22 protein-coding genes are annotated in these 22,068 nt (G+C 68.7%); 10 read left to right on the forward strand and 12 right to left on the reverse strand.

Going from position 1 to position 22,068, the window contains the following annotated elements:
* The first annotated feature begins 6 nt into the window (after nt 1-6).
* Together AB0P21_RS13555 and AB0P21_RS13560 are read left to right on the forward strand one after the other, a co-directional pair.
* On the forward strand, nt 7-1,074 hold the full coding sequence (locus AB0P21_RS13555) for a VOC family protein (RefSeq protein WP_363696414.1): 1,068 nt from the start codon (nt 7-9) through the stop codon (nt 1,072-1,074).
* Between the two features lie 35 nt (nt 1,075-1,109).
* Complete coding sequence (locus AB0P21_RS13560) at nt 1,110-2,297, forward strand: amidohydrolase (protein ID WP_363696415.1); 1,188 nt, start codon at nt 1,110-1,112, stop codon at nt 2,295-2,297.
* Here the strand turns inward: AB0P21_RS13560 and AB0P21_RS13565 are convergent.
* Complete coding sequence (locus AB0P21_RS13565) at nt 2,294-3,874, reverse strand: methylmalonyl-CoA mutase family protein (RefSeq protein ID WP_363696417.1); 1,581 nt, start codon at nt 3,872-3,874, stop codon at nt 2,294-2,296. The genes AB0P21_RS13560 and AB0P21_RS13565 overlap by 4 nt on opposite strands.
* Before the next feature lie 174 nt (nt 3,875-4,048).
* On the opposite strand from AB0P21_RS13565, the gene AB0P21_RS13570 reads away from it, so the two are divergent.
* From AB0P21_RS13570 to AB0P21_RS13580, 3 genes are all read left to right on the forward strand, one after another.
* Nucleotides 4,049-5,173 (forward strand): glycosyltransferase family 1 protein, encoded by a 1,125-nt coding sequence (locus AB0P21_RS13570; RefSeq protein WP_363696418.1) that lies wholly within the window; start codon nt 4,049-4,051, stop codon nt 5,171-5,173.
* Nucleotides 5,170-6,273, forward strand: coding sequence for a glycosyltransferase (locus AB0P21_RS13575; protein ID WP_363696420.1), 1,104 nt, complete (start codon nt 5,170-5,172; stop codon nt 6,271-6,273). The genes AB0P21_RS13570 and AB0P21_RS13575 overlap by 4 nt, the downstream gene beginning before the upstream one ends.
* A 122-nt stretch (nt 6,274-6,395) precedes the next feature.
* Nucleotides 6,396-6,875, forward strand: coding sequence for a peptidoglycan-binding domain-containing protein (locus tag AB0P21_RS13580; protein WP_363696421.1), 480 nt, complete (start codon nt 6,396-6,398; stop codon nt 6,873-6,875).
* A gap of 12 nt (nt 6,876-6,887) precedes the next feature.
* On the opposite strand, the gene AB0P21_RS13585 is transcribed toward AB0P21_RS13580, so the two are convergent.
* Nucleotides 6,888-7,703 (reverse strand): MBL fold metallo-hydrolase, encoded by an 816-nt coding sequence (locus AB0P21_RS13585; RefSeq protein ID WP_363696422.1) that lies wholly within the window; start codon nt 7,701-7,703, stop codon nt 6,888-6,890.
* 353 nt (nt 7,704-8,056) lie between these two features.
* On the opposite strand from AB0P21_RS13585, the gene sdhC reads away from it, so the two are divergent.
* From sdhC to AB0P21_RS13605, 4 genes are read left to right on the forward strand one after another with little or no spacing between them, the layout of a single operon-like run.
* Entirely contained in the window at nt 8,057-8,437 is a 381-nt protein-coding gene (gene sdhC / locus AB0P21_RS13590; RefSeq protein WP_363696423.1) for a succinate dehydrogenase, cytochrome b556 subunit, read from the forward strand.
* 2 nt (nt 8,438-8,439) lie between these two features.
* Nucleotides 8,440-8,895, forward strand: a complete 456-nt coding sequence (locus AB0P21_RS13595; protein ID WP_363696425.1) for a succinate dehydrogenase hydrophobic membrane anchor subunit — start codon at nt 8,440-8,442, stop codon at nt 8,893-8,895.
* Nucleotides 8,896-8,913: 18 nt separating this feature from the next.
* A complete protein-coding gene (sdhA, locus tag AB0P21_RS13600) occupies nt 8,914-10,656 on the forward strand; it encodes a succinate dehydrogenase flavoprotein subunit (RefSeq protein WP_363696427.1) in 1,743 nt (580 codons plus the stop codon).
* Complete coding sequence (locus tag AB0P21_RS13605; protein WP_363696428.1) at nt 10,656-11,360, forward strand: succinate dehydrogenase iron-sulfur subunit; 705 nt, start codon at nt 10,656-10,658, stop codon at nt 11,358-11,360. Before sdhA ends, AB0P21_RS13605 begins: the two co-directional genes overlap by 1 nt.
* 40 nt (nt 11,361-11,400) lie before the next feature.
* Here AB0P21_RS13605 and AB0P21_RS13610 read toward each other — a convergent pair whose 3' ends face one another.
* Together AB0P21_RS13610 and AB0P21_RS13615 are read right to left on the reverse strand one after the other, a co-directional pair.
* Entirely contained in the window at nt 11,401-11,706 is a 306-nt protein-coding gene (locus AB0P21_RS13610; protein ID WP_363696429.1) for a DUF2000 domain-containing protein, read from the reverse strand.
* The gene (locus AB0P21_RS13615; RefSeq protein ID WP_363696430.1) at nt 11,699-12,106 is read right to left on the reverse strand and encodes a MarR family winged helix-turn-helix transcriptional regulator; all 408 of its coding nucleotides are present in this window, start codon (nt 12,104-12,106) and stop codon (nt 11,699-11,701) included. The genes AB0P21_RS13610 and AB0P21_RS13615 overlap by 8 nt, the downstream gene beginning before the upstream one ends.
* 53 nt (nt 12,107-12,159) lie before the next feature.
* Between AB0P21_RS13615 and AB0P21_RS13620 the strand changes: the two genes are divergently transcribed.
* Nucleotides 12,160-12,870, forward strand: coding sequence for an alpha/beta hydrolase (locus AB0P21_RS13620; protein ID WP_363696432.1), 711 nt, complete (start codon nt 12,160-12,162; stop codon nt 12,868-12,870).
* Here the strand turns inward: AB0P21_RS13620 and AB0P21_RS13625 are convergent.
* The 8 genes from AB0P21_RS13625 to AB0P21_RS13660 form a co-directional block, all read right to left on the reverse strand.
* The gene (locus tag AB0P21_RS13625; protein ID WP_363696434.1) at nt 12,826-13,656 is read right to left on the reverse strand and encodes a M55 family metallopeptidase; all 831 of its coding nucleotides are present in this window, start codon (nt 13,654-13,656) and stop codon (nt 12,826-12,828) included. The genes AB0P21_RS13620 and AB0P21_RS13625 overlap by 45 nt on opposite strands.
* Nucleotides 13,657-13,860: 204 nt before the next feature.
* A complete protein-coding gene (locus tag AB0P21_RS13630) occupies nt 13,861-14,082 on the reverse strand; it encodes a hypothetical protein (RefSeq protein ID WP_363696435.1) in 222 nt (73 codons plus the stop codon).
* A gap of 4 nt (nt 14,083-14,086) precedes the next feature.
* Nucleotides 14,087-16,843, reverse strand: coding sequence for an AAA family ATPase (locus AB0P21_RS13635; RefSeq protein WP_363696436.1), 2,757 nt, complete (start codon nt 16,841-16,843; stop codon nt 14,087-14,089).
* Between the two features lie 196 nt (nt 16,844-17,039).
* Nucleotides 17,040-17,756, reverse strand: a complete 717-nt coding sequence (locus tag AB0P21_RS13640; RefSeq protein ID WP_363696438.1) for an FCD domain-containing protein — start codon at nt 17,754-17,756, stop codon at nt 17,040-17,042.
* A 35-nt stretch (nt 17,757-17,791) separates the two neighbouring features.
* A complete protein-coding gene (locus AB0P21_RS13645) occupies nt 17,792-18,571 on the reverse strand; it encodes a 3-oxoacyl-ACP reductase (RefSeq protein WP_363696439.1) in 780 nt (259 codons plus the stop codon).
* A 4-nt stretch (nt 18,572-18,575) separates the two neighbouring features.
* Nucleotides 18,576-19,928, reverse strand: coding sequence for an aldehyde dehydrogenase family protein (locus AB0P21_RS13650; protein WP_363696440.1), 1,353 nt, complete (start codon nt 19,926-19,928; stop codon nt 18,576-18,578).
* Nucleotides 19,925-20,650, reverse strand: a complete 726-nt coding sequence (locus AB0P21_RS13655; RefSeq protein WP_363696442.1) for a gamma-glutamyl-gamma-aminobutyrate hydrolase family protein — start codon at nt 20,648-20,650, stop codon at nt 19,925-19,927. The genes AB0P21_RS13650 and AB0P21_RS13655 overlap by 4 nt, the downstream gene beginning before the upstream one ends.
* Nucleotides 20,631-21,983 (reverse strand): glutamine synthetase family protein, encoded by a 1,353-nt coding sequence (locus AB0P21_RS13660; RefSeq protein WP_363696443.1) that lies wholly within the window; start codon nt 21,981-21,983, stop codon nt 20,631-20,633. The genes AB0P21_RS13655 and AB0P21_RS13660 overlap by 20 nt, the downstream gene beginning before the upstream one ends.
* Nucleotides 21,984-22,068: the final 85 nt, after the last annotated feature.

Consider the following 22,068-nt stretch of genomic DNA (forward strand, 5'->3'; position numbering starts at 1 on the left):
GGGGTGATGACTGCTTGGTACGACACCTCGTCCCTGACCGCTAGCGCGGCGCTGGCCGCCCGGATCGCCGAGCTGGGTGGGCCGCTGCCGGATCTGGAGCTGCGCGCCGGCGGCGTACGGGTGGGCGCGGAGCTACCGGAGCTCGGGCTGACCGCGGATGACACTGCGGTGCAGAGCATGCAGGTGCAGATCGATGCTGTGGACCAAGAGGCTGTGCGGGCGTTCTGGCAGGGTGCGTTCGGGTACGACGGGCTGGTGGATCCGCTGCGGCGGGATCCGGCGCTCTCGTTCGGTCCACAGGATCCGCCGCGGGTGCTGCGGAACCGGATCCATGTCGACGTGGTCCGTACGGCGGAAGCCGTCGAGGCGTTCCGGGCAGCCGAGGGGCTGGAGCCGTACGGCGCCTACGGCCTGACCCTGGCCGATGCCGAGGGCAACGAAATAGACCTGGTGCCGGGTGATGAGTTGCCGGAGGCCCCCGACTGGCGGCTGTTGTTCGGCGCAATGACCTTCTACCCGACCACCTCGTCGAAGCAGGCCATCGAACTGGCGACCGCAGTCGCCGAGCTGGCGGATGCCGCGGGCTGGCCGTTGCTGATCGATCTCCGACCCGAAGGTGTCGCGATCGACACCGGGAAGGACCAGTGGGAGAACGACGAAGAGGCCTTCAAGGCGCTGGCCCTTCAGGTCCAGACCGCCGCCCGCGAGCTGGGCCTGACGGCGGACCCGACGCGGGTGCGCTTAGTCCAGTTCGCCTTCGATGCCGTCGACATCCCCGCAGTACAGGCGTTCTGGTTGGCGGTGCTCGGCTACCAGCGTGATCCGCGCGAGTTCCTGAGCGACATCTACGACCCGCGCCGGCTCAACCCGGTGATCATGTTCCAGCAGCTGGACGCCGACGATCCGCGCCGGCAGCAACGCGACCGCGTCCATCTCGAGCTGCTGGTGCCCCGGGAACAGGTCCAGACTCGCGTCGCCACAGGCCTTGCGGCCGGTGGAGAACTGCTGCCCGACGGGCTAACGCTTACCGACCCCGAGGGCAACGAACTCGGGATCCGCGCGCTGGATGGCTGAGATTCGGTCCGGTGGCGATATGCAATCATCCGGGGATGACCACTTCGCACAGTCTGCTGCTGGCCGACGTGAAGGCTCGCGTCGACGAGGGCCGGGACGAGGCGGTCGCGGTACGCCGTGATCTGCACGCCCACCCGGAGCTCGGCTGGCACGAGGTCCGGACGACGGAACTGCTGATGCGGCGACTCACCGAAGCCGGGCTCTCACCGAAGGTGTTGCCGACCGGGACCGGGCTGATCTGCGATATCGGGTCCGGCGACATGTGTGTCGCGCTCAGGGCCGACATCGACGCGTTGCCGGTGCCGGATGCGGTGGAGGCGCCTTGGCGATCCACCATCGACGGGGCCGCGCACGCGTGCGGTCACGACGTACACACTGCTGCTCTGCTGGGCGCCGGTCTCGTGCTCGCGGGCATGGCTCGCGACGGGCTGCTCGATCGTCGCGTGCGGTTGATCTTCCAGCCTGCTGAGGAGGTCATGCCCGGCGGTGCGCTCGGAGTGATCGCCGCTGGTGGGCTCGAAGGCGTGCACCGGATCTACGGGCTGCATTGCGACCCACGCCTCGAGGTCGGTCAGGTCGGACTGCGGACCGGCGCGTTGACCGCTGCCGCCGATCGCATCCTGGTCCGGCTCACCGGTCCTGGCGGTCACACGTCCCGCCCGCACCTCACCGGCGATCTCGTCTACGCGCTGGCCACGCTCGTCACCGAACTGCCCGCCGCCTTGTCCCGCCGGGTCGACCCTCGCGCCGGGATGTCGCTGGTGTGGGGACGGATCACGTCCGGCTCAGCGGCCAACGCGATCCCGGCTCGTGGCGAGGCGGAGGGCACGCTGCGCTGCCTCGACGTCAACGCCTGGCGCCTCGCGGCCGAGCTGATCCCGACGCTCGCGGAGCAGCTCGTCGCGCCGTACGGCGTACAGGTGGACACCGAGGTCACGCACGGCGTCCCGCCGGTGATGAACGACGGCGCCGCGATCGACGTGTTCCGCGCGGCCGTCGAGCAGACCATGGGCTCGGGTGCGATCGCGCAGACCGACCAGAGTCTCGGTGGCGAGGACTTCGCCTGGTACCTCGAACACGTGCCCGGCGCGATGGCTCGCCTCGGCGTCCGCCCGGTCGGCGTCGAGACCTCCGCCGACCTGCACACGCCGGGCTTCAACCCGTCGGAGGAAGCCATCGCGCTCGGCACCGGAGTACTGACCGCTGCCGCACTGCTGGACTAGAAGGTGTCCGCGGGGACGTAGACGCCCCACACCTCGCGAAGTGCGTTGCTGACCTCGCCGACCGTGGCGCGGGCCTTGAGGGCTTCCTTCATCGGGTAGAGGCAGTTGTCGTTGCCGCGGGCAGCGGCCTGCAGGTCGCCGAGCGCCTTGTCGACGGCCGCCTGGTCGCGCTCGGCGCGCAGCTTGGCGAGGCGGGCGACCTGCTCGGCCTCGATCGCCGGGTTCACCCGGAGCGGCTCGTACGGCTCCTCCTCGGCGATCCGGTACTTGTTCAGCCCGACCACGACCCGCTCGGCGTGGTCGATCTCCTGCGCGATCCGGTACGCCGACCGCTCGATCTCCTGCTTCTGGAAACCCTTCTCGATCGCCGCGACGGCGCCGCCGAACTCCTCGACCTGGTCCATCAGCTCGCGGGCCGCCGCCTCGACCTCGTCGGTCAGCGACTCCACGACGTACGAGCCGGCGAACGGGTCGACGGTCGCGGTGATGTCGGTCTCGTAGGCGAGCACCTGCTGGGTGCGCAGCGCGAGGCGGGCCGCCTTCTCGGTCGGCAGCGCGATCGCTTCGTCGTACGAGTTGGTGTGCAGGGACTGAGTGCCACCCAGTACTGCGGCCAGGCCCTGGATCGCCACCCGGACCAGGTTGATCTCGGGCTGCTGGGCGGTCAGCTGGACGCCGGCCGTCTGGGTGTGGAAGCGGAGCATCAGCGACTTGGGGTTCTTGGCGCCGAACTCGTCACGCATCACCTGCGCCCAGATCCGGCGGGCCGCGCGGAACTTGGCGACCTCCTCGAGCAGCGTGGTCCGGGAGACGAAGAAGAAGCTCAGCCGCGGCGCGAAGGTGTCGACGTCGAGGCCGGCGGCGACCGCCGTCCGGACGTACTCGATCCCGTCGGCCAGCGTGAAGGCGATCTCCTGCGCGGGCGTCGCGCCGGCCTCGGCCATGTGGTAGCCGGAGATCGAGATGGTGTTCCAGCGCGGCAGCTCGGTCTGGCAGTAGGCGAAGATGTCGCTGATCAGCCGCAGCGACTCCTTCGGCGGGTAGATGTAGGTGCCGCGGGCGATGTACTCCTTCAGCACGTCGTTCTGGATCGTGCCGGTGAGCTTGTCACCGGAGACGCCCTGCTCCTCCGCGACGAGTTGGTACAGCAGCAACAGCACCGACCCGGGCGCGTTGATCGTCATCGAGGTGGAGACCTGGTCCAGCGGGATCCGGTCGAACAGGATCCGCATGTCGTCGATCGAGTCGATCGCCACCCCGACCTTGCCGACCTCCCCGGACGCGATCTCCGCGTCGGAGTCGTAGCCCATCTGGGTGGGCAGGTCGAAGGCCACCGACAACCCCATCGTGCCGGCGTCGATCAGCTGGTGGTACCGCTGGTTCGACTCGGCCGCGGTGCCGAACCCGGCGTACTGGCGCATCGTCCACGGCCGCTGGGTGTACATCGTCGGATAGACGCCCCGGGTGAACGGATACTCCCCCGGCACGCCCAACTTCTCCGCTGCGTCGAACCCTTCGAGCTTGTCCGGCCCGTAGACCGCCTCGAAGTCCCATCCCGACTCGGTCTGATGACTCATCCCACAACCGTAGGCCGAACCACCCCGACACTGGTACGCACCATGCTGGTGACATCCAGCACCTCTACGTGACCGAGATCTCGCCCGGCCCGGCAGGTTGTCCGACGGGGAAGCGTCGACTGCGAGTCATGGCAGTGTCGCTCAGGGTTCACACGGGGTCGGGAACCTCGCGGTGTGCGCATAGTGCTGGTCGCTGAGTCCTTCCTGCCGCAGATCAATGGCGTGGCGAACACGGTTCGCCACGTCGCCGACCGGTTGCTGGTGCAGGGGCACCAGGTGCTGGTCATTGCTGCCGGGCCCGGGCCTGACAGCTATCAAGGGGTCCGGGTGGTCCGGGCCCGGAGCTTCGGGATTCCTGGCTACAAGGAGTTTCCGGTCGGGTTGCCCGATCCGGCGATCGAGCGGGCGATGGCGGAGTTCAGGCCGGATCTGGTGCATCTGGCGTCGCCGTTCGTGCTCGGGGCCTACGGGTTGCGGAGCGCGCGTCGGTTGGGGTTGCCAACGGTGGCGGTCTTCCAGACCGATCTGGCCGCGTTCGCCCGGCAGTATCCGTGGTTCGCGAAGGCCGACCGTGGGGTGCAGGCATGGATCCGGCGCGTGCACTCGCGGGCGGATCGGACGTTGGCGCCATCGTCGGCCTCGGTGGCTCAGTTGGTGCAGGCCGGGGTGCCGCGGGTGCACACCTGGGGGCGGGGAGTGAACCTCGAGCTGTTCGATCCCGCGAACCGCGACGAGCAGTGGCGGCGGGAGATCTCGCCGGACGGCAAACCGATCGTCGGGTACGTCGGCAGGCTGGCCGCGGAGAAGAAGGTCAAGCGGCTGGCCGAGCTGGCCGGCCTGGACTGTCACGTGGTCGTGGTCGGCGACGGGCCGGATCGGGCAGCACTGGAGAACACGTTGCCTGATGCAACCTTCCTCGGGATGCGGCGGGGCGCCGATCTGGCGTCGATCTTCGCCGGGCTGGACGTGTTCGTGCACACGGGTGAGCACGAGACGTTCTGCCAGACGATCCAGGAGGCGCAGGCGTCCGGGGTGGTCACGGTCGGACCGGCGGCGGGCGGGCCGCTCGATCTGATTCTGCCGGGGGTCAACGGGTTGCTGTTCGAGCCTGGGCTGGCCGGGTCGTTGCGGCAGGCCGTCGCGCAGTTGCTGGACAACCCTGGGCAGCGCGCGGAGATGGCGGCGGCTGGGCAGCAGCGAGTGCAGACGAGGACTTGGCCGGCCGTGGTCGATGACCTGGTCGACAACCACTACACCGCAGTACTGCGAGAAGCCGCCGCCAAGCAGGTCGCCGCATGAGCCTGCGGATCGCCCAGCTGGCCAACTTCGTCGGGCCGACCTCCGGGGGGATGCGGACCGCGATCGAGCACCTCGGCCAGGGGTACTGCGAAGCCGGCGCCGAGCGGATCCTGATCACCCCCGGCGAGCGGGACACCGTGATCGAGACCGAGCTCGGCACCATCGTCCGGATGAAGGCCCCCAAGGTCGGCGGCGGCTACCGGCTGATCACCGATCCCTGGCGAGTGATCGAGACCCTCGAACGCTTCCGTCCCACCACCGTCGAGATCTCGGACAAGTCAACATTGTTGCCGGTGGCAAGGTGGGCGCGCCGCAACGAGATCGGCTCGGTGCTGTTCAGCCACGAGCGCCTGGACGCGATGCTGTCCCTCCGCACCGGCCGCCAACTCGGGGTGGCAGCGGGTGTCGGGGCGCTCTACAAACTGCTCAGCCGCACGTACGACGCCGTCGTGGTGACGTCTCGCTACGCCGCCGCCGAGTTCGACGAAGTCACCACTCCGCTGGTCCGGATCCCTTTGGGCGTTGACCTCGACACCTTCCACCCGGCCCGAGCCCAACCAGCCGACGACGGCGTACTCAAGCTCGTCCACGCCGGCCGGCTGTCCCGCGAGAAGAGCCCACACCTCGCCGTCGCCACCGCGGCCGAGCTGCACAGGCGAGGCGTCAAGCTCCGGATGGACGTCTACGGATCCGGCCCTCACCTCGACGAGCTGGTCGCGATCGCAGGCAGCGCGCCGATCGTCTTCCACGGGTACGTCGACGGCCGGGTCAAGCTCGCGACGCATCTCGCGGAGGCCGATATCGCGTTGTCCGTCTGCCCGGGCGAGACATTCGGCCTCGCAGTACTGGAAGCGCTGGCAGCCGGTACGCCGGTCGTCACGGCCGATACCGGCGGAGCGCGTGAACTCATCGACGAGACCTGCGGCCGCTGGGGACGGCCGACCGCGGCGGCGTTGGCGGACGCAGTACTGGAACTGGCGAAGCAGCCGGATCGCAGAAAGGCGGCGCGGCGCAGGGCCGAGCTCTACGACTGGGACACCTGCGTGCGGCACATGCTCAACCTGCACACCAGGCTGGCGATGAAGCGGCTGGCGGCCTGAGCCGAGTTTGTTGCAGCCACATCTCAGCATCAAGAACGCTCGAACTATCGCGGGCCGGGCGGAGTCTCAATCGGCACTGGGCTGGCAGAGGGGCCGCCCGGACCGATACAGGGAGTCTCACCATGATCGTTCGTACAGCGATGGCCGTCGTCGGTATGGCGCTGGCGCCTCTGGCACTCGCACTGCCCGCCTCCGCGGCACCGGCCCAGGCCTCCGCCAAGCTCAGCCAGTGTGACGACGCCTACCCAGTCAAGCTCGCCCGTGGCTGGCAGATCACCCTCCCGGGCGTCTGGGAGGACTACAACTTCAGCTGCAACCTGAAGCTCGGCGACCTGCCGAACCGCGACCCGCAGAACCCGTTCGGCAACCCGACCGCGGCGATCAAGACGCTGCAGCGCAACCTGAACTTCTGCTACGGCTCCACCCTGAGGATCGACGGCAAGTACGGCGCCAACACCGCCGCCGTGGTCAAGCGGGTGCAGAAGCTGCACAAGCTCACGGCGGACGGCGTGTACGGCCCGCAGACCCGCTCGGCGATGAACTGGCGGCAGTACAACCCGGGCACCAACGTCTGGACGAAGACCTGCTCCAGCCCGATCTGATCCCAGCTCGATTCAGGTCAGGTGGTCGTAGTCACCTCTGACCCACGCCGCGTGGCGGTCGGCCGAGAACCGGACGACCGCCCGGGCGTCGACCGGGATGCAGCCGCCGAAGTTGCCGTAGAGCCGGTCGTACTCGAACACGTCCAGCGCCTTCGCGACCCGGTCCACCACCGCGCCGGACAGCGGGATCCGGTTCGGGTAGCTGCGCATGAAGCTCACCGAGGTGCGGTCCGGGTTGGCGAAGATCGTGTCGCCGGCCAGGATCACACCCTTGCCTTCGGCCCCTGCCGCCCAGTGCACCACCGCGCTGCCGGCGAAGTGCCCGCCCGGCTGGATCAACGTCACCCCGGGCAGCAGGTCGAGGGTCCCGGACCAGGTCTTGATCGCCTCGTCGTCCCGCGCCACCCACTCCTTGTCGGCCTCCGAGACATACACCGGTACGCCGCCGAGCCGCTTGCTCCACTCCACCTGGACGCCGTACATGTGCGGGTGGCTGGCGATGATCGCCGCGACGTTGCCGAGCGCAAGGACCTGCTCGACCGCGTCGTCGTCCAGGTAGCCGATCGGGTCCCACAGCAGGTTGCCCTCAGCGGTCTGGACCAGCATCGACTGCTGACCGATTCCCGCGCTGGGCGTCGAGGTCACGCCGTACAGGCCGGGCTCGACCTCCTTCACCTCGACCTTGTACCCCGCCGCGCTCAGCTCCTCGAGCGTGGTCCAGTGCTGCCCGTCGGCGGGCACCCACTGCCGCTCGTCGGCGCAGATGGCGCACACCGGCACCTGCTCGGAGTGCTCGACCGCACAGGTCTCACAGATCCAGAAACTCACTGTCGTTCTCCTCGTCGTCTCGGCTGACCCCACGCTAGAGCTCGAAGGGCTCCTGGCCACGGGCCAATTCACCCCGCGTCACGCGGGCCACTGCAGCCTCCGCCCTCGACCGCACTTGAAGTCAACAAACTGCTCGGTCGAGCGTGATCGCGCGGTGACAGTCAGCGATCCGGCGCCCTTCAGAGAGCGATGTCACACGGGAGCGGCGCTGTAGCGGGGTACCGCAGCGATAGCATCAAGAACGGCCTGGTTCCCTTCCGGGCCGAGCCGATCGCGGCCCCTTTGCTGAGTTCAGACGCCCCGGAGTCGCCGCGTTCACCGGCTCTGGTCTGTCGTCCGATCGGAGGATCGGTTTGCCCAGCAAGCCAATCGGCACGCTGTACCGCGGTCACGAAGGCATGTGGTCGTGGGTGGCGCACCGGATCACCGGGGTCGGGATCTTCTTCTTCCTCCTCGTGCACGTGCTCGACACCGCACTCGTCCGGGTCTCGCCCGAGGCGTACAACGAGGTGATCGGCACCTACAAGAACCCGATCGTCGGCCTGATGGAGGTCGGCCTGGTCGGGGCCATCCTGTTCCACGCCTTCAACGGCATCCGGCTGATCCTGGTCGACTTCTGGGCCAAGGGACCGCGCAACCAGCGCAAGCTGATGATCGGCGTGGGCGTGGTCTGGATCGTCCTGTTCGTGCCGTTCGTGGTCCGGCACCTGATGCACGTCTTCGGCGGGGAGTGAGTATGTCCGAGATCGCAGTACCGCGGTCCTCCACCCGGGGCCGGACCCTCAAGGGCGGCGGCCGGAACCGGTCCGGCCAGACCAACTTCGAGCTCTACAGCTGGCTGTTCATGCGGCTGTCCGGGCTGGCCCTGGTGGTGCTGGTGCTCGGCCACCTGTTCGTCAACCTGATGCTCGGCGGCGGGATCACCGCGCTGGACTTCGGTTTCGTGGCCGGCAAGTGGGCCAACCCGCTGTGGCAGGTCTGGGACCTGCTGATGCTGTGGCTGGCGATGCTGCACGGCACCAACGGGATGCGCACGATCATCAACGACTACGCGGAGAAGGACCAGACCCGGTTCTGGCTGAAGAGCCTGCTGATCACCGCCTCGATCGTGATCGTGGTGCTCGGCACCCTGGTCATCTTCACCTTCGACCCCTGCCTCGACCCCAGCTCGACGCTGTCGGTCTGCCAGTAATTTCTAGAGAGGTTTGAGATGCAGCGCCACCAGTACGACGTCGTCATCGTCGGCGCGGGCGGAGCGGGTATGCGTGCCGCTCTGGAGTCCAGCAAGCGGACCCGGACCGCGGTGCTCACCAAGCTCTACCCGACCCGGTCGCACACCGGCGCGGCCCAGGGCGGCATGTGCGCCGCGCTGGCCAACGTCGAGGAGGACAACTGGGAGTGGCACACCTTCGACACCGTCAAGGGCGGTGACTTCCTGGTCGACCAGGACGCCGCCGAGGTGATGTGCCGCGAGGCCGTCGACGCGGTCCTCGACCTGGAGAAGATGGGCCTGCCGTTCAACCGGACCGCCGAGGGCAAGATCGACCAGCGCTTCTTCGGCGGCCACACCCGCAACCACGGCGAGGCCGTCGTCCGCCGTTCCTGCTTCGCGGCGGACCGTACCGGCCACATGATCCTGCAGACCCTCTACCAGCAGTGCATCAAGCAGAACGTCGAGTTCTTCAACGAGTTCTACGTGCTGGACCTGCTGATGGTGGCCGGCAAGGCGACCGGCGTGGTCGCCTACGAGCTGGCCACCGGCGAGCTGCACATCTTCTCGGCCAAGTCGATCGTGTTCGCCTCCGGCGGCTTCGGCAAGGTCTTCCGGACCACCTCGAACGCGCACACCCTGACCGGCGACGGGATGGGCATCACCTGGCGCAAGGGCCTGCCGCTGGAGGACATGGAGTTCTTCCAGTTCCACCCGACCGGCCTGGCCGGTCTCGGCGTGCTGCTGTCGGAGGCCGCCCGCGGTGAGGGCGGCATCCTGCGGAACTCGGACAACGAGCGCTTCATGGAGCGCTACGCGCCGACCGTGAAGGACCTGGCGCCGCGGGACATGGTGGCCCGGGCGATGGCCAACGAAGTACGGGAAGGGCGCGGGTGTGGGCCGGACAAGGCCTACGTGATGCTCGACCTGACCCACCTGGAGCCGGCCCACATCGACGCGAAACTGCCGGACATCACCGAGTTCGCCCGCACCTACCTCGGGGTCGAGCCGTACACCGAGCAGATCCCGGTGTTCCCGACCGCGCACTACGCGATGGGCGGCATCCCGACCAACATCAAGGGCGAGGCGCTCGCCAACAACGACGACGTCATCCCCGGCCTGTACGCCGCCGGCGAGGTCGCCTGTGTGTCCGTGCACGGCGCCAACCGGCTCGGCACCAACTCGCTGCTGGACATCAACGTGTTCGGCCGGCGGGCCGGCATCGCGGCCGCGGAGTACGCCGAGACGGCCGTCTTCGAGGAGCTGCCGGAGGCCCCCGAGGCCTTCGTGGTCGACCTGATCGAGGGCATGCGGGACGCCGCCGGGACCGAGCGGGTGGCCGCGATCCGGACCGATCTGCAGGCCACCATGGACATCAACGCGCAGGTGTACCGGACCGAGGGCTCGCTCAAGCAGGCGCTCACCGATATCGAGGGCCTGAAGCAACGGTTCGCCAACGTGTCGGTGCAGGACAAGGGCAAGCGGTTCAACACCGACCTGCTGGAGGCGGTCGAGCTGGGCTTCCTGCTCGACCTGGCCGAGGTGCTGGTGGTCTCCGCGCTGGCCCGCAAGGAGTCCCGCGGCGGGCACTTCCGGGAGGACTACGACAAGCGCGACGACGTGAACTTCATGCGGCACACGATGGCCTACCGGACAGTCGATGCCGAGGGCAACATCAATATCCGGTTGGACTACAAGCCGGTCGTACAGACCCGCTACAAGCCGATGGAGCGGAAGTACTGATGGACGTCAAGGTCAAGATCCTTCGGTACAACCCCGAGGTGCTGGACGAGTCCGAGTGGGTCACCTACGCGGTCACCCTGCAGCCGGGCGACCGGGTGCTGGACGCGCTGCACAAGATCAAGTGGGAGCAGGACGGCACCCTGACGTTCCGCCGGTCCTGCGCGCACGGGGTCTGCGGCTCGGACGCGATGCGGATCAACGGCCGCAACCGGCTGGCCTGCAAGACGCTGATCAAGGACCTGAACCCGGACAAGGAGATCACCGTCGAGCCCATCAAGGGCCTGCCGGTGCTCAAGGACCTGGTCGTCGACATGGAGCCGTTCTTCGACGCCTACCGGGCGATCATGCCGTTCCTGGTCACCGACGGGCACGAGCCGAGCCGGGAGCGGATCCAGTCGCAGGCCGACCGGGAACGCTTCGACGACACCACCAAGTGCATCCTCTGCGCCGCCTGCACCACCTCCTGCCCGGTCTTCTGGTCCGACGGCCAGTACTTCGGCCCGCAGGCGATCGTCGGCGCGCACCGGTTCATCTTCGACAGCCGCGACGAGGGCACCGAGCAGCGGCTGGAGATCCTGAACGACAAGGAGGGCGTCTGGCGCTGCCGGACCACCTTCAACTGCACCGACGCCTGCCCGCGCGGCATCGAGGTCACCAAGGCGATCCAGGAGGTCAAGCGCGCCCTGATCTTCCGCCGGGTCTGATGCAACCGGAATCCACCTCCCGAGAGAGCTTCACCCTGCGCTAGGGGTGCATCCGGGATCCCTTCAGGATCTTGTCCACCGCGTTCTTCGGTCCGTGCAGGGCCAGCCCGACCAGGTCGAGCTGGCTCTGCCGGACCGCCTTCACGGCCGCGCGGTTGTCGCGGTCGTTTCCGGTAGCAAACAGATCCTGGGTGAAGACGGCGAGGGTCAGCCCGCGGCCGAGAGCGCGCTGGTGGGCGACCGGCAGGAACTCCTTGCTCCTTCGAAGACCAGCACCGGCTGCCGGAACATCGGCAGGTACCGCGTGCCGTCGGCATCCTCGTACGTCTTGTACGTTTCTAACCAAGAGCCTTCGTCAGCAGCTTCAGCAAGGTACTGCGCTCGGCCGGTGACAGGTTGCCGACCGAGTTCTCCAGGACGCCGGTGAACAGCTCGGCGCCTGCCTCGCGGATCCGCTCGCCTTCCGGGGTCAGCCGGTGCCGGATCGCCCGGCCGGGACCGGCCAGCCGCTCGATCAGGCCGCGGGCGATCATCCGGGTCGCCAGCGAGCCCATCGACTGGTCGGTCTGGTAGGTCAGCTGGGCCAGGTCGTGCAGCGACGCGTCCGGGACGTCGTGCAGGCGGCGGAGTACATCCCACTGCGGCAGTGAGACGCCCAGCTCCGCCAACTGCTTGCTCGCCTCACTGTGATGACGCCACTGCAGTTGCTTCACCGCGCGCCCGAGGTCGTGTACCGATGCTTCCATCCGGCCATCTTACCAGGTTGCTTATATAAGAATGCTGATCTAAGTTTCCTGATATGAACATTCTCCTGCTGCACGGTGGTGGCGGGCCGCAGACGGTGGCCGCCTTCGGCGAGCTGCTCAGCGCCGACCACCACGTCGTCGTCCCCACCCACCCCGGCTTCGGCGGTACTCCGCGCCCCGATCACCTGACCACCGTGGCCGGCCTGGCCCAGCACTACGCCGAGCTGCTCGACGAGCTCGACCTGGACGAGGTGGTCGTCATCGGCAACTCGATCGGCGGCTGGATCGCCGCCGAGCTCGCGCTGCTCGGCACCGACCGGGTCAGCCGCATCATCCTGGTCGACGCGGTCGGCATCGAGGTGGCCGACCACCCGGTGGTCGACTTCTTCGCGCTCGACTTCCCCTCCATCGCCAAGCTCAGCTACTTCGATCCCGAGACGTTCCGGATCGACCCGTCGGCCCTGCCGCCGGCCGCGCAGGCGGTGCTGGCCGGCAACCGCGCCACCCTGGCGGTCTACGCGACGTCTATGACCGACCCGACGCTGCGCGACCGGCTGGCCGGCATCAAGGTGCCGGCTCACGTCATCTGGGGAGACAGCGACCAGATCGTCGGTCCGGAGTACGGTCGCGCTTTCGCCGAGGCGATCCCCGGCGCGACCTTCGAAGTACTGGCTGAGACGGGTCACCTGCCGCAGCTCGAGAGCCCGCAGTTGCTGCTGTCAGCAGTACGGCGGGTTGCTGGTGATGGCGGTCGCGACGCGTAGGAACAGGTTGAAGAGCCGGTAGAGATCGGGCATCGGGGCCTCGACGACGACCGTGCGATCGTCGGTGCGGCTGACGCCGGGGATAGCCGGCAGGTGCGAGGCGACCGAGGCGTTCTGCCAGCGCACCGCCAAACGATGGGCGCTTCGGCTCACGGTCGGGGTGGTCCGCTGGACGCGAAGGGCTGCCTGGGTGGACGTCTCGATCGCGGCCCGCGCCTCGGCGACCGGTACCAGCTGAGCGGCGAAGCGGTCCTTGGCGAACTTGACCGGGACGGTCGCCACCGACGAGTCCCAGCCTGTCATCTCGGCACACGCCGCGTCGTCGCCGGTCAGCAGCGCCACCGGTACGCCGTACGCCGCGGCCGTCGCGTGCAGCAGCCCGATCTCCCCGACCGGGCGGTCGTCGAGCCAGATGTCCTCGATCTCGTGCCCCATGAAGCTGTGGCTCAGCACGCCGAGGATCCCGGCCCGCGCGTGAAAGCCGACACACACCACCGCGTCGTACTCCGGGGTGAGGCCCTCGATCATCCCCATCGGCTTCGGCCGGCCCTTGATCAGCGTCACCCGCGGATCGAGCAGATCGGGCAGCAGGTTGCGCATCGGGCCGTGGGCGTCGTTGACCAGAACCGTCGACGCCCCGCCCGCGAAGGCCCCGCGAACGGCCGCGTTGACGTCCTCGGTCATCAGCACCCGGCCGCGCTCGTAGTCGCGCCCAGCGGGCTGGACGTCCTCGGCGTCGACGAGACCGGTGATGCCTTCCATGTCCGCGCTCAGGTAGACCTTCATCCTCCGAGCGTATGTTCTGATCACGAGCGGCGGCGCGGAGGTGACGGCCTGGATCACCGCGAGCACGGTCTGGCCCAGGCGCAGGTGTCGCTGCTGCCCCCGAACGAAGTACTGGTCGACGGGCGGCCTGCGGCGGAGGTCGCAGTACTGGCTGGGTTCTACGACAGTCGCACCTGAACCGGCACTTCCGCAGGATGCTCGGGGTCAGTCCTTCGCGGTTCGCGCGGATTTGAGGGCGGTCACGCCCCACTTGCCGAGCACGGCGGCGATCACCAGGTTCACCACGATCAGCACGCTGTGGGCGATGTAGTAGCCCTTCGGACGGCCCTCGGTGCCGGCCAGGTTCTTGATGAACGTCGCATAGGTGACGACGTTCCAGACGGCGATCCCGATCAGGACCAGGGCGTGCTTGCGCTCGAGCTTCACAGAGCTATTGTCCGCCGCGGTCCACTGTGCGGAGCAGCTGGGTGCGGTTGGCGACGCCGAAGCGCCGGTACAGCCGGGTCAGCTGCGACTCGACCGCCTTGACGCTCAGGTAGAGCGCCGCTGCGATCTCCCGGTTGGTGGAGCCGTCGCGGACCATCGCCACGATCTGCAGCTCGTTGTCGGTCAGCTCGGACGGCTGCCGGCTCCGGCTCGGTACGTCGAGTCGCGCCAGCTCAGTCTCGGCCACCTCGCGCCAGGCGGGAGCGCCGTACGCCTCGAACTGCTCGATGGCATCCAGGAACGCAGTCCGCGCCACTGACCGGCGACGAGCCTGCCGGGCGACCCGGCCACGCGTCAGCTCGCAGCGGGCCAGGTCTAGCGGGTAGACGTGGTCCCCCGCAGTGGTGATCGTCTTCTCCAGCAACTCCAGCGCCGCCGCTGGGTCGCCCTGCTTGGCGACCAGCAGTGCCTCGGAGCGCGCCAGCCCGACCAGTACGACGGACCGGTCCAGGACCTCGGCCCGCTCCCGGATCTCCGCGATCAGCGCGGCAGCGTCGTCCAGGCGACCAGCAGCGACCAGGGCCTCCGCATAGTCCGCGTGCCACGGGATGACGGCCGGGTCGTACGGCATCGCCGCCTCGCCCGAGCCGGCGATCGCGTCGAACGCCTCCACCGCACGCTGCGGATCCCCGGTCAGTACGCCGATGATGCCAACGCACGTGAGCGCGGGCCCGGTCCACTCCTCGTTGCCCACCAGCCGGCAGCCTTCCAGCGCCGCGTCGGCCAGCTCACGCGCCATCGTCGCCGTCCCACCGGCCCACTCGGCGCGGCCGGCCACGACCATGCCGACCTCGGGCTCGTCACCCAGGTCCTGCATCAACTGGTAGCACTCGTGCCCGGCCGCCAGCGCCTCGGCGCCGCGACCGCTGCGCTCGTAGATCGCCGTCGCGGAGATCAGGATCGAGGCCAGCCAGCGAACCGCGCCGGCGGTCCGGACCTCGTCGACCAGCGTGCTGATCGACTCGATCGCCGCGTCCGTGCGGCCGCGGAAGAGCTCACGCATCGCCGCCATCTGGCGAGCGCCCACGACCGCCTTGGTGAGCGGCAGACCACGGGACAACTCCGCTGCCTGCTCCAGCAGGGAGTCGGAACTGTGGTCGCCACCGCGGGCGATCTGGACACTGCTGGCCGCGCTCAGCGCATCGACCAGCGCCTCCGTGTCGCCACACTCGCGGGCCAGCCGCTCGGCCTCCTGCGCATCGGTCTGGGCGTCGTCGAGCCGGCGGTCGAAGTACGCGCTGTTGCTGCGCAGGATCCGGACTCGCGCCTCGAGCTGCAGGTCACCAGCCGCAGCTTCGAAGGCCTCGGCGAGCAGGGCAAGCCGCTGCTCCCGCTCCGGCCAGGCAGCGTCCACCAGGAGCAGCAGGGCAGCCACCTTGGTGTCAGGACGAGTAGCAGCCTGTACTGCGAGGCGCGCCATCTCCGCGGACTCCACCAGATGCCCGGCCGCGGCAGCTGCGTCCGCTGCCTGGGAGAGCCGCATTGCGCGGTCGTCCTGCTCGTTGACCGGCGTGCGCTCAGCAGCGAGTCGCCACAGCGTTGCGGCGGCACCGAGCGCACCGCGACCGCCGGCGACAACCGCGGCAGCCTCGATCGTTGCTGCCAGTTCGGTGTCGGCCTCTTGGGTCGCCAGCGCTCTGTGGGTCGCGTTCTCGACCGGCTCGTTCACCACGGCAGCCAGCTGGGCGTGTGCCTGCCGCCTGGCCGCAGAGGTCGCTTCGGCGTACACGAACTCTCTGAGTAGCGGGTGGGAGAACCGCAGCCGCTCCGACGACACGTCAATCAGCCCGAGCCCCTCCGCCTCGGCCAGCTCGGCATCGAGTGGCCGCCTGAGCGACTGGGTCAGCTGGTTGGTCGTCGGGCGCGGAGACGAGGCGGCGTGCAGCAACAGCTCGTACGTCGCAGGAGTGAGGTCAGCGAGCCGATCTCCCAACAGGGTCTTCAGGCGGCTGGACACCGGCAGCGGGTCGTTCGGCGAGACGCCCTGCGGGTGGCGCAGGATCGCCCGGCCCAGCTCCAGGGCCATGAACGGGTTGCCCGCGCTCGCGGTGAAGATGCGGCGCGCAGTACGGACTGGGAGGGGGCTGGAGAGCCTGTTGCGGAGCAGGGCCAGTACGTCGGCCTCGACGAGCGGCGGGACCTCAAGTTGGAGCACGGGCTCGGGGCAGGCCTCGGCCATCACCGGCAGGTCGCCGTCGGCCACCTGCTCCGTGGCGAGCATCTGGACACCCTCGGTCAAGCGGCGGGCGCAGAAGGTGAGCACCTCGAGGCTGGACGGGTCGACCCACTGGATGTCGTCCACAACCAGCAGCACCGGACCAGAGGCCGCCAGGCGACGCAGTACGTGCAGTACTGCGAGGCGCACGGCCAGCTCGTCGCGGACGGTGTCGGGGGCACTCGCCTTGAGCAGGGCCACCTCCAGCGGCTGGCGGAGGTGGTCGGGCAGCACCTGCCAGGCGAGCTCAAGCTGATTGGAGAGCAGGTCGAGGAGCGTGACGTAGGGCAGACCGGCCTCGCTCTGGGAGGGCGCGGCGCTGAGCACGCGACAGCCGGCCCGGGCGCGGTCAGCGACCAGTGCCCGGCCGGTGGCGGACTTGCCGATCCCGGTCGGGCCATAGAGCAACACGCTGCCACTGGTCTCGAGCTGCTTTTTGGCGCGCTCGACCAGCGTGGCACGCCCCACCAGCTCGTCGTCAGTCATCGATCCACATTCTCCCCGAAGGATTACATTCGCCGACATCACAGTCGAGTGCCAATGGACACGGCGAGTGTCACATATGGAGATCGTCCGGCCATACGCTCGTTACCCACCTGTTCTCCCCGGCGCGTCGCGCAGCATTGCGCATTTCACCGGCGTGTCGGCCAAAATCGACGGTCAGACCAGTATGTGGACTGGTTCAGGTGAGGAAGGCCCGCAGGAGTGCCGCGCTGCCGGCGACATGCTCCTGCATGGCCGCCCGGGCCGTCGGCGCGTCGCCGGCCAGGATCGCCTCCACCACGGCCCGGTGCTGCTCGTCGGAGTGCACGATGTTGCGTTCGAGCAGCGGGATCGCGTCGAGCAGGGCGTTCAGCCGCATCCGGACGTCGGCGACGGCCGAGGTGAGCGACGGCGAACCGCTCAGCTCGGCGATCGCCAGGTGCAGCCGCGAGTCCATCCGGCGGTAGTCGGCGAGCTTGGCGCCGGCCGAGTCGGCCAGCCGGCCCCGCAACTGCTCGCACTCCTCGGCGGTCAACTCCCGTGCGGCCGCGGCCTCCGCCGCGCCGACCTCCAGGGCGGCCCGCAGTACGAGGGCGTCCTCCAGGCCGCTGCCCAACTCGCGGGCGATCCGCTTGGCACCGACCCGGCGAGGTTTGGGCAGCCGCTCGTTGACGAAGGTGCCGCCGTACCGGCCGCGGCGGGGTTCGACGTACCCGGAGTCGGTGAGCACCTTGATCGCCTCCCGCAAGGTGTCCCGGCTGACGCTCAACCGGGCCGCCAGCTCCCGCTCGGCCGGCAGCCGCTCCCCCGGCGCGACCACGCCGAGCTTGATCGCCTGCAGCAGCCGCTCGACCGTCTCCTCGAACGGGTTGCCGGCCCGGACCGGCCGGAACACCGCCTCGTCCGCAGTCGCCACTGCTTCCCACCTTCCCCGTTGGCCTTCGGCTCACCCTAGAGCGGAGTCACATAGGCACCCGAGATTCCGCCGTCGACCAGGAACGTGTTGGCGGTGATGAACGACGAGTCGTCGCTGGCCAGGAAGGCGACCGCGGCGGCGATCTCCTCCGGCTCGCCGAACCGGCCCATCGGCACGTGCACCATCCGGCGCTGCGCCCGCTCGGCATCGGAGGCGAACAGCTCCTTCAGCAGCGGGGTGTTGACCGGGCCGGGGCACAACGCGTTGACCCGGATGCCCTGCCGGGCGAACTCGACGCCGAGCTCGCGGCTCATCGCGAGCACGCCGCCCTTCGACGCGGAGTACGAGATCTGCGAGGTGGCGGCGCCCATCACGGCGACGAAGGACGCGGTGTTGATGATGGAGCCCTTGCCCTGGCGCTGCATGTACGGGATGACGTGCTTGCAGCACAGGTAGACCGAGGTCAGGTTGACCTCCTGCACCTTGCGCCACGCCTCCAGGCCGGTCTCCAGGATCGAGCCGTCCTCGGGCGGTGAGATGCCGGCGTTGTTGAAGGCGATGTCGACGCTGCCGAAGGTGTCGTAGGCCTGCTGGAACAGGTTCTCAACATCGGTGTCGCTGGTCACGTCGGTCTGCACGAACAAACCGCCGACCTCGTCCGCGGTCGCCTTGCCGGCCGCCGGGTCGACATCGCCGATCACCACCTTGGCGCCCTCGGCCGCGAGCCGCCGGACCGAGGCCAGCCCGATCCCGCTCGCGCCACCGGTCACCACGGCGACTCGTCCCACCAGCCGGGTCGCTTGCACGTCTGTCATGTTCTCAGTCCTCTGTCGAGATGTAGATGTTCTTGGTCTCGGTGAACGCGTCGAGCGCGTCCGGTCCGAGCTCGCGGCCGAGCCCGGACTGCTTGTAACCGCCGAACGGCGTCGAGTACCGCACCGACGAGTGCGAGTTGATCGACAGGTTGCCCGCCTCGACCCCGCGCCCGACCCGCAGCGCGCGACCGACGTCCCGGGTCCAGATCGACCCCGACAGCCCGTACTCCGAGTCGTTGGCGATCCTGACCGCATCGGCCTCGTCCTCGAACGGGACCACCGCCACCACCGGCCCGAAAATCTCATCGGTCAACGCAGCAGACCCAGGCGCCGGAGTGATCACCGTCGGCGGAAACCAGAACCCCGGCCCCTCCGGCGCACTCCCCACGAACGCCACATCTCGCTCCGTATACGCCGCCACCCTCTCGCGCTGCCGAGCAGAAATCAGCGGTCCCATGTCGCTGGCAGGGTCAGCCGGATCCCCAACCCTGAACGCCTTGACCGCCGGCTCCAGCAACTCCATGAACTTCTCGTACGCCGACCGCTCCACCAGAATCCGCGACCGAGCACAACAATCCTGCCCCGCGTTGTCGAATACCCCCGCCGGCGCCTGCGCCGCGGCCTTCGCCAGATCCGAGTCAGCGAAAACGATGTTCGCCGACTTACCACCCAGCTCCAGCGTCACCCGCTTCACCTGATCCGCACAACCGGCCATGATCTGCTTACCGACCCCGGTCGACCCAGTGAAGACCACCTTCCGTACCGCGGGATGCGTCACGAACCGCTGCCCCACCACAGTCCCCGCACCAGGCACGATCTCCAGCACCCCCGGCGGCAGCCCTGCCTCCAACGCCAGCTCACCCAGCCGAATCGCGGTCAACGGCGTCAGCTCAGCCGGCTTCAGCACCACCGTGTTGCCGGCCGCCAGCGCCGGCGCGAACCCCCAACCGGCGATCGGCATCGGGAAGTTCCACGGCACGATGACGCCGACCACGCCGAGCGGCTCGTGGAAGGTCAGATCGATGCCTCCGGCAACGGGTATCTGCTTCCCGAACAATCGCTCGGGCGCCGCCGAGTAGTAGGTCAGCACGTCACGGACGTTGCCGGCCTCCCACCGGGCGTTGCCGATCGTGTGTCCCGCGTTCTCGACCTCGAGCGCGGCCAGGTTCCCCAGATCGGCGTCGACCGCGTCGGCGAACCGGCGCAGCAACCGGCCCCGGTCGGCGGGCGCGACCGCACGCCAGGTGGTGAACGCCTCGGCCGCGCGGGCGATCGCGGCGTCGGTATCCTCGACCGAGGCGAGCTCGATACTCCGCACCACCTTCTCGGTCGCGGGATTGATCACGTCGTACGTCACCGGCGCTTGCTCCTCTTCTTGCCTTCAGCAACGAGTGCGGCGAACAGCCGCAGGTCTTCGGGGTTCTCCTCGGGATGCCACTGGACGCCGAGCGCGAAGCTCCGGCCATCCACCTCGGCCGCCTCGACGGTGCCGTCCCCGGCCCGGGCGGTCACCCGCAGCCCGTCGGCGACGACGTCGAGCGCCTGGTGGTGGTAGCAGTGCACGGTCGTGCTCTCACCGAAGAGTTCACTGGTCCGGGTATCCGGCTCGATCTTCACCTCGGTCCGGCCGAAGATCGCGGGCGCGGGCCGGTGCTGCTCGTGCGCGCCGGCATCCGGCAGGTGCTGCTGCAGCGTCCCGCCGAGCGTGACGTTGAGCATCTGCAGCCCGCGGCAGATGGCTAGCAACGGGAGGTCGGCGTCGAGCGCCGCCGCGATCAGGATCGCTTCGTGCTCGTCTCGCCCAGGCCTGGTGCCGACCGTCTCGGGGTGCGGCACAGCGCCGTACGAGGCCGGGTCGACATCACAACCGCCGGCGATGATCAGGCCGTCGAGAATCTCCAGCACGGACGGGTCGGTGCCGACCGGCGGAAGCAGCAGCGGTACGCCGCCCGCCGCGGCCACGGAGTCCAGGTAGACCCGCGGCAGCAGTGCTGCGTCACGCTCCCAGACTCCCCAGATCGTCGGTTCCAGATAGGTCGTGATGCCGATGCGCGGCCGCTCAGAGGCGCTCGAAGCCACGGATCCGCTCCCAGTCGGTGACGGCGGCGTCGTACGCGGTCAACTCCACCTGGGCCGCGTTGACGTAGTGCTCGACGACCTCGTCGCCGAACGCCTCGCGGGCGATCCTCGAGCCGGCGAACAACGCGGCGGCCTCGCGCAGGGTGGTCGGGACGTGCGGCTTGTCGGAGGTGTAGGCGTTGCCTTCGAGCATCGGCTCCAGTTCGAGCTCGTTCTCGATGCCGTGCAGGCCGGCCGCGATCAGCGCGGCGACCGCGAGGTACTGATTGACATCGCCGCCGGGGAGCCGGTTCTCGACCCGGAGGGACTCGCCGTGGCCGACCACGCGCAGAGAGCAGGTGCGGTTGTCGAGGCCCCACGCGACAGCGGTCGGCGCGAAGCTCCCTGGTACGAAACGCTTGTAGGAGTTGATGTTCGGCGCGAGCAGGTAGGTGAACTCCTCCAGGCAGGCCAGCTGGCCCGCGATGAAATGCTCCATCAGCTGGGAGAACCCGTGCTCGCGATCACCGGCCAGCACCGCCTCGCCGGCGTCGGAACGGAAGCTCAGATGGATGTGGCAGGAGTTGCCTTCGCGCTCGTCGAACTTCGCCATGAAGGTGAGGCTCTTGCCGTGTTTGGAGGCGATCTCCTTGGCGCCGTTCTTGTAGATCGAGTGGTTGTCGCAGGTCACCAGCGCTTCGTCGTACCGGAAGGCGATCTCCTGCTGGCCGAGGTTGCACTCGCCCTTGGCCGACTCGACGTACAGGCCGGCGCCCTCCATCGAGTTGCGGATGTCGCGCAGCAGCGGCTCGACCCGGGTGGTGCCGAGCAGTGAGTAGTCCACGTTGTACTGGTTGGCCGGCTCGAGGCCCTGGTAGCGCTTGGTCCAGGACTGCTCGAAGGTGTCGTTGAAGACCAGGAACTCCAGCTCGGTGCCGACGTACGCCTTCAGGCCGCGCTGGGCGAGCCGGTCGAGCTGGGCCTTGAGGATCTGCCGCGGTGAAGCGGGCATCGGGGACTTGTCGAGCCACTGGACGTCGCAGAGCACCATCGCGGTGCCTTCGAGCCAGGGCACCAGCCGCAGGGTGTCGAGGTCCGGTGCCATCAGTAGGTCGCCGTAGCCGCGTTCCCAGGACGACATCTCGTAGCCGTCGACGGTGTTCATGTCGACGTCGACGGCGAGCAGGTAGTTGCAGCCCTCGGTGCCGTGCTCGAGGACCTCTTCGACGAAGTACCGGCCGCCGCACCGCTTGCCCTGCAACCGGCCCTGCATGTCGGTGATCGCGACCAGCACGGTGTCGATCTGGCCCTCGCTGATCAGGTCCCGCAGTTTCTGTACGGTCAGTTCGGCCACGGTCGCACTCCTGAGTTCTATTGGTATGCGGTCAGTCCATTGACGCAACCCCGGGTCGCAATGTCAAGATGACTCAGGACCCTTG

Origin of the sequence: Kribbella sp. NPDC056861 (assembly GCF_040687575.1) — a bacterium.
Classification (GTDB): domain Bacteria; phylum Actinomycetota; class Actinomycetes; order Propionibacteriales; family Kribbellaceae; genus Kribbella.

Excerpts from the sequence above, each read along its gene's own strand:
- AB0P21_RS13555 (WP_363696414.1), top strand. The coding sequence starts at position 7 with ATGACTGCTTGGTACGACACCTCGTCCCTGACCGCTAGCGCGGCGCTG.
- AB0P21_RS13560 (WP_363696415.1), top strand. The coding sequence starts at position 1,110 with ATGACCACTTCGCACAGTCTGCTGCTGGCCGACGTGAAGGCTCGCGTC.
- AB0P21_RS13565 (WP_363696417.1), bottom strand. The coding sequence starts at position 3,874 with ATGAGTCATCAGACCGAGTCGGGATGGGACTTCGAGGCGGTCTACGGG.
- AB0P21_RS13575 (WP_363696420.1), top strand. The coding sequence starts at position 5,170 with ATGAGCCTGCGGATCGCCCAGCTGGCCAACTTCGTCGGGCCGACCTCC.
- AB0P21_RS13580 (WP_363696421.1), top strand. The coding sequence starts at position 6,396 with ATGATCGTTCGTACAGCGATGGCCGTCGTCGGTATGGCGCTGGCGCCT.
- AB0P21_RS13595 (WP_363696425.1), top strand. The coding sequence starts at position 8,440 with ATGTCCGAGATCGCAGTACCGCGGTCCTCCACCCGGGGCCGGACCCTC.
- sdhA (WP_363696427.1), top strand. The coding sequence starts at position 8,914 with ATGCAGCGCCACCAGTACGACGTCGTCATCGTCGGCGCGGGCGGAGCG.
- AB0P21_RS13605 (WP_363696428.1), top strand. The coding sequence starts at position 10,656 with ATGGACGTCAAGGTCAAGATCCTTCGGTACAACCCCGAGGTGCTGGAC.
- AB0P21_RS13615 (WP_363696430.1), bottom strand. The coding sequence starts at position 12,106 with ATGGAAGCATCGGTACACGACCTCGGGCGCGCGGTGAAGCAACTGCAG.
- AB0P21_RS13620 (WP_363696432.1), top strand. The coding sequence starts at position 12,160 with ATGAACATTCTCCTGCTGCACGGTGGTGGCGGGCCGCAGACGGTGGCC.
- AB0P21_RS13625 (WP_363696434.1), bottom strand. The coding sequence starts at position 13,656 with ATGAAGGTCTACCTGAGCGCGGACATGGAAGGCATCACCGGTCTCGTC.
- AB0P21_RS13635 (WP_363696436.1), bottom strand. The coding sequence starts at position 16,843 with ATGACTGACGACGAGCTGGTGGGGCGTGCCACGCTGGTCGAGCGCGCC.
- AB0P21_RS13645 (WP_363696439.1), bottom strand. The coding sequence starts at position 18,571 with ATGACAGACGTGCAAGCGACCCGGCTGGTGGGACGAGTCGCCGTGGTG.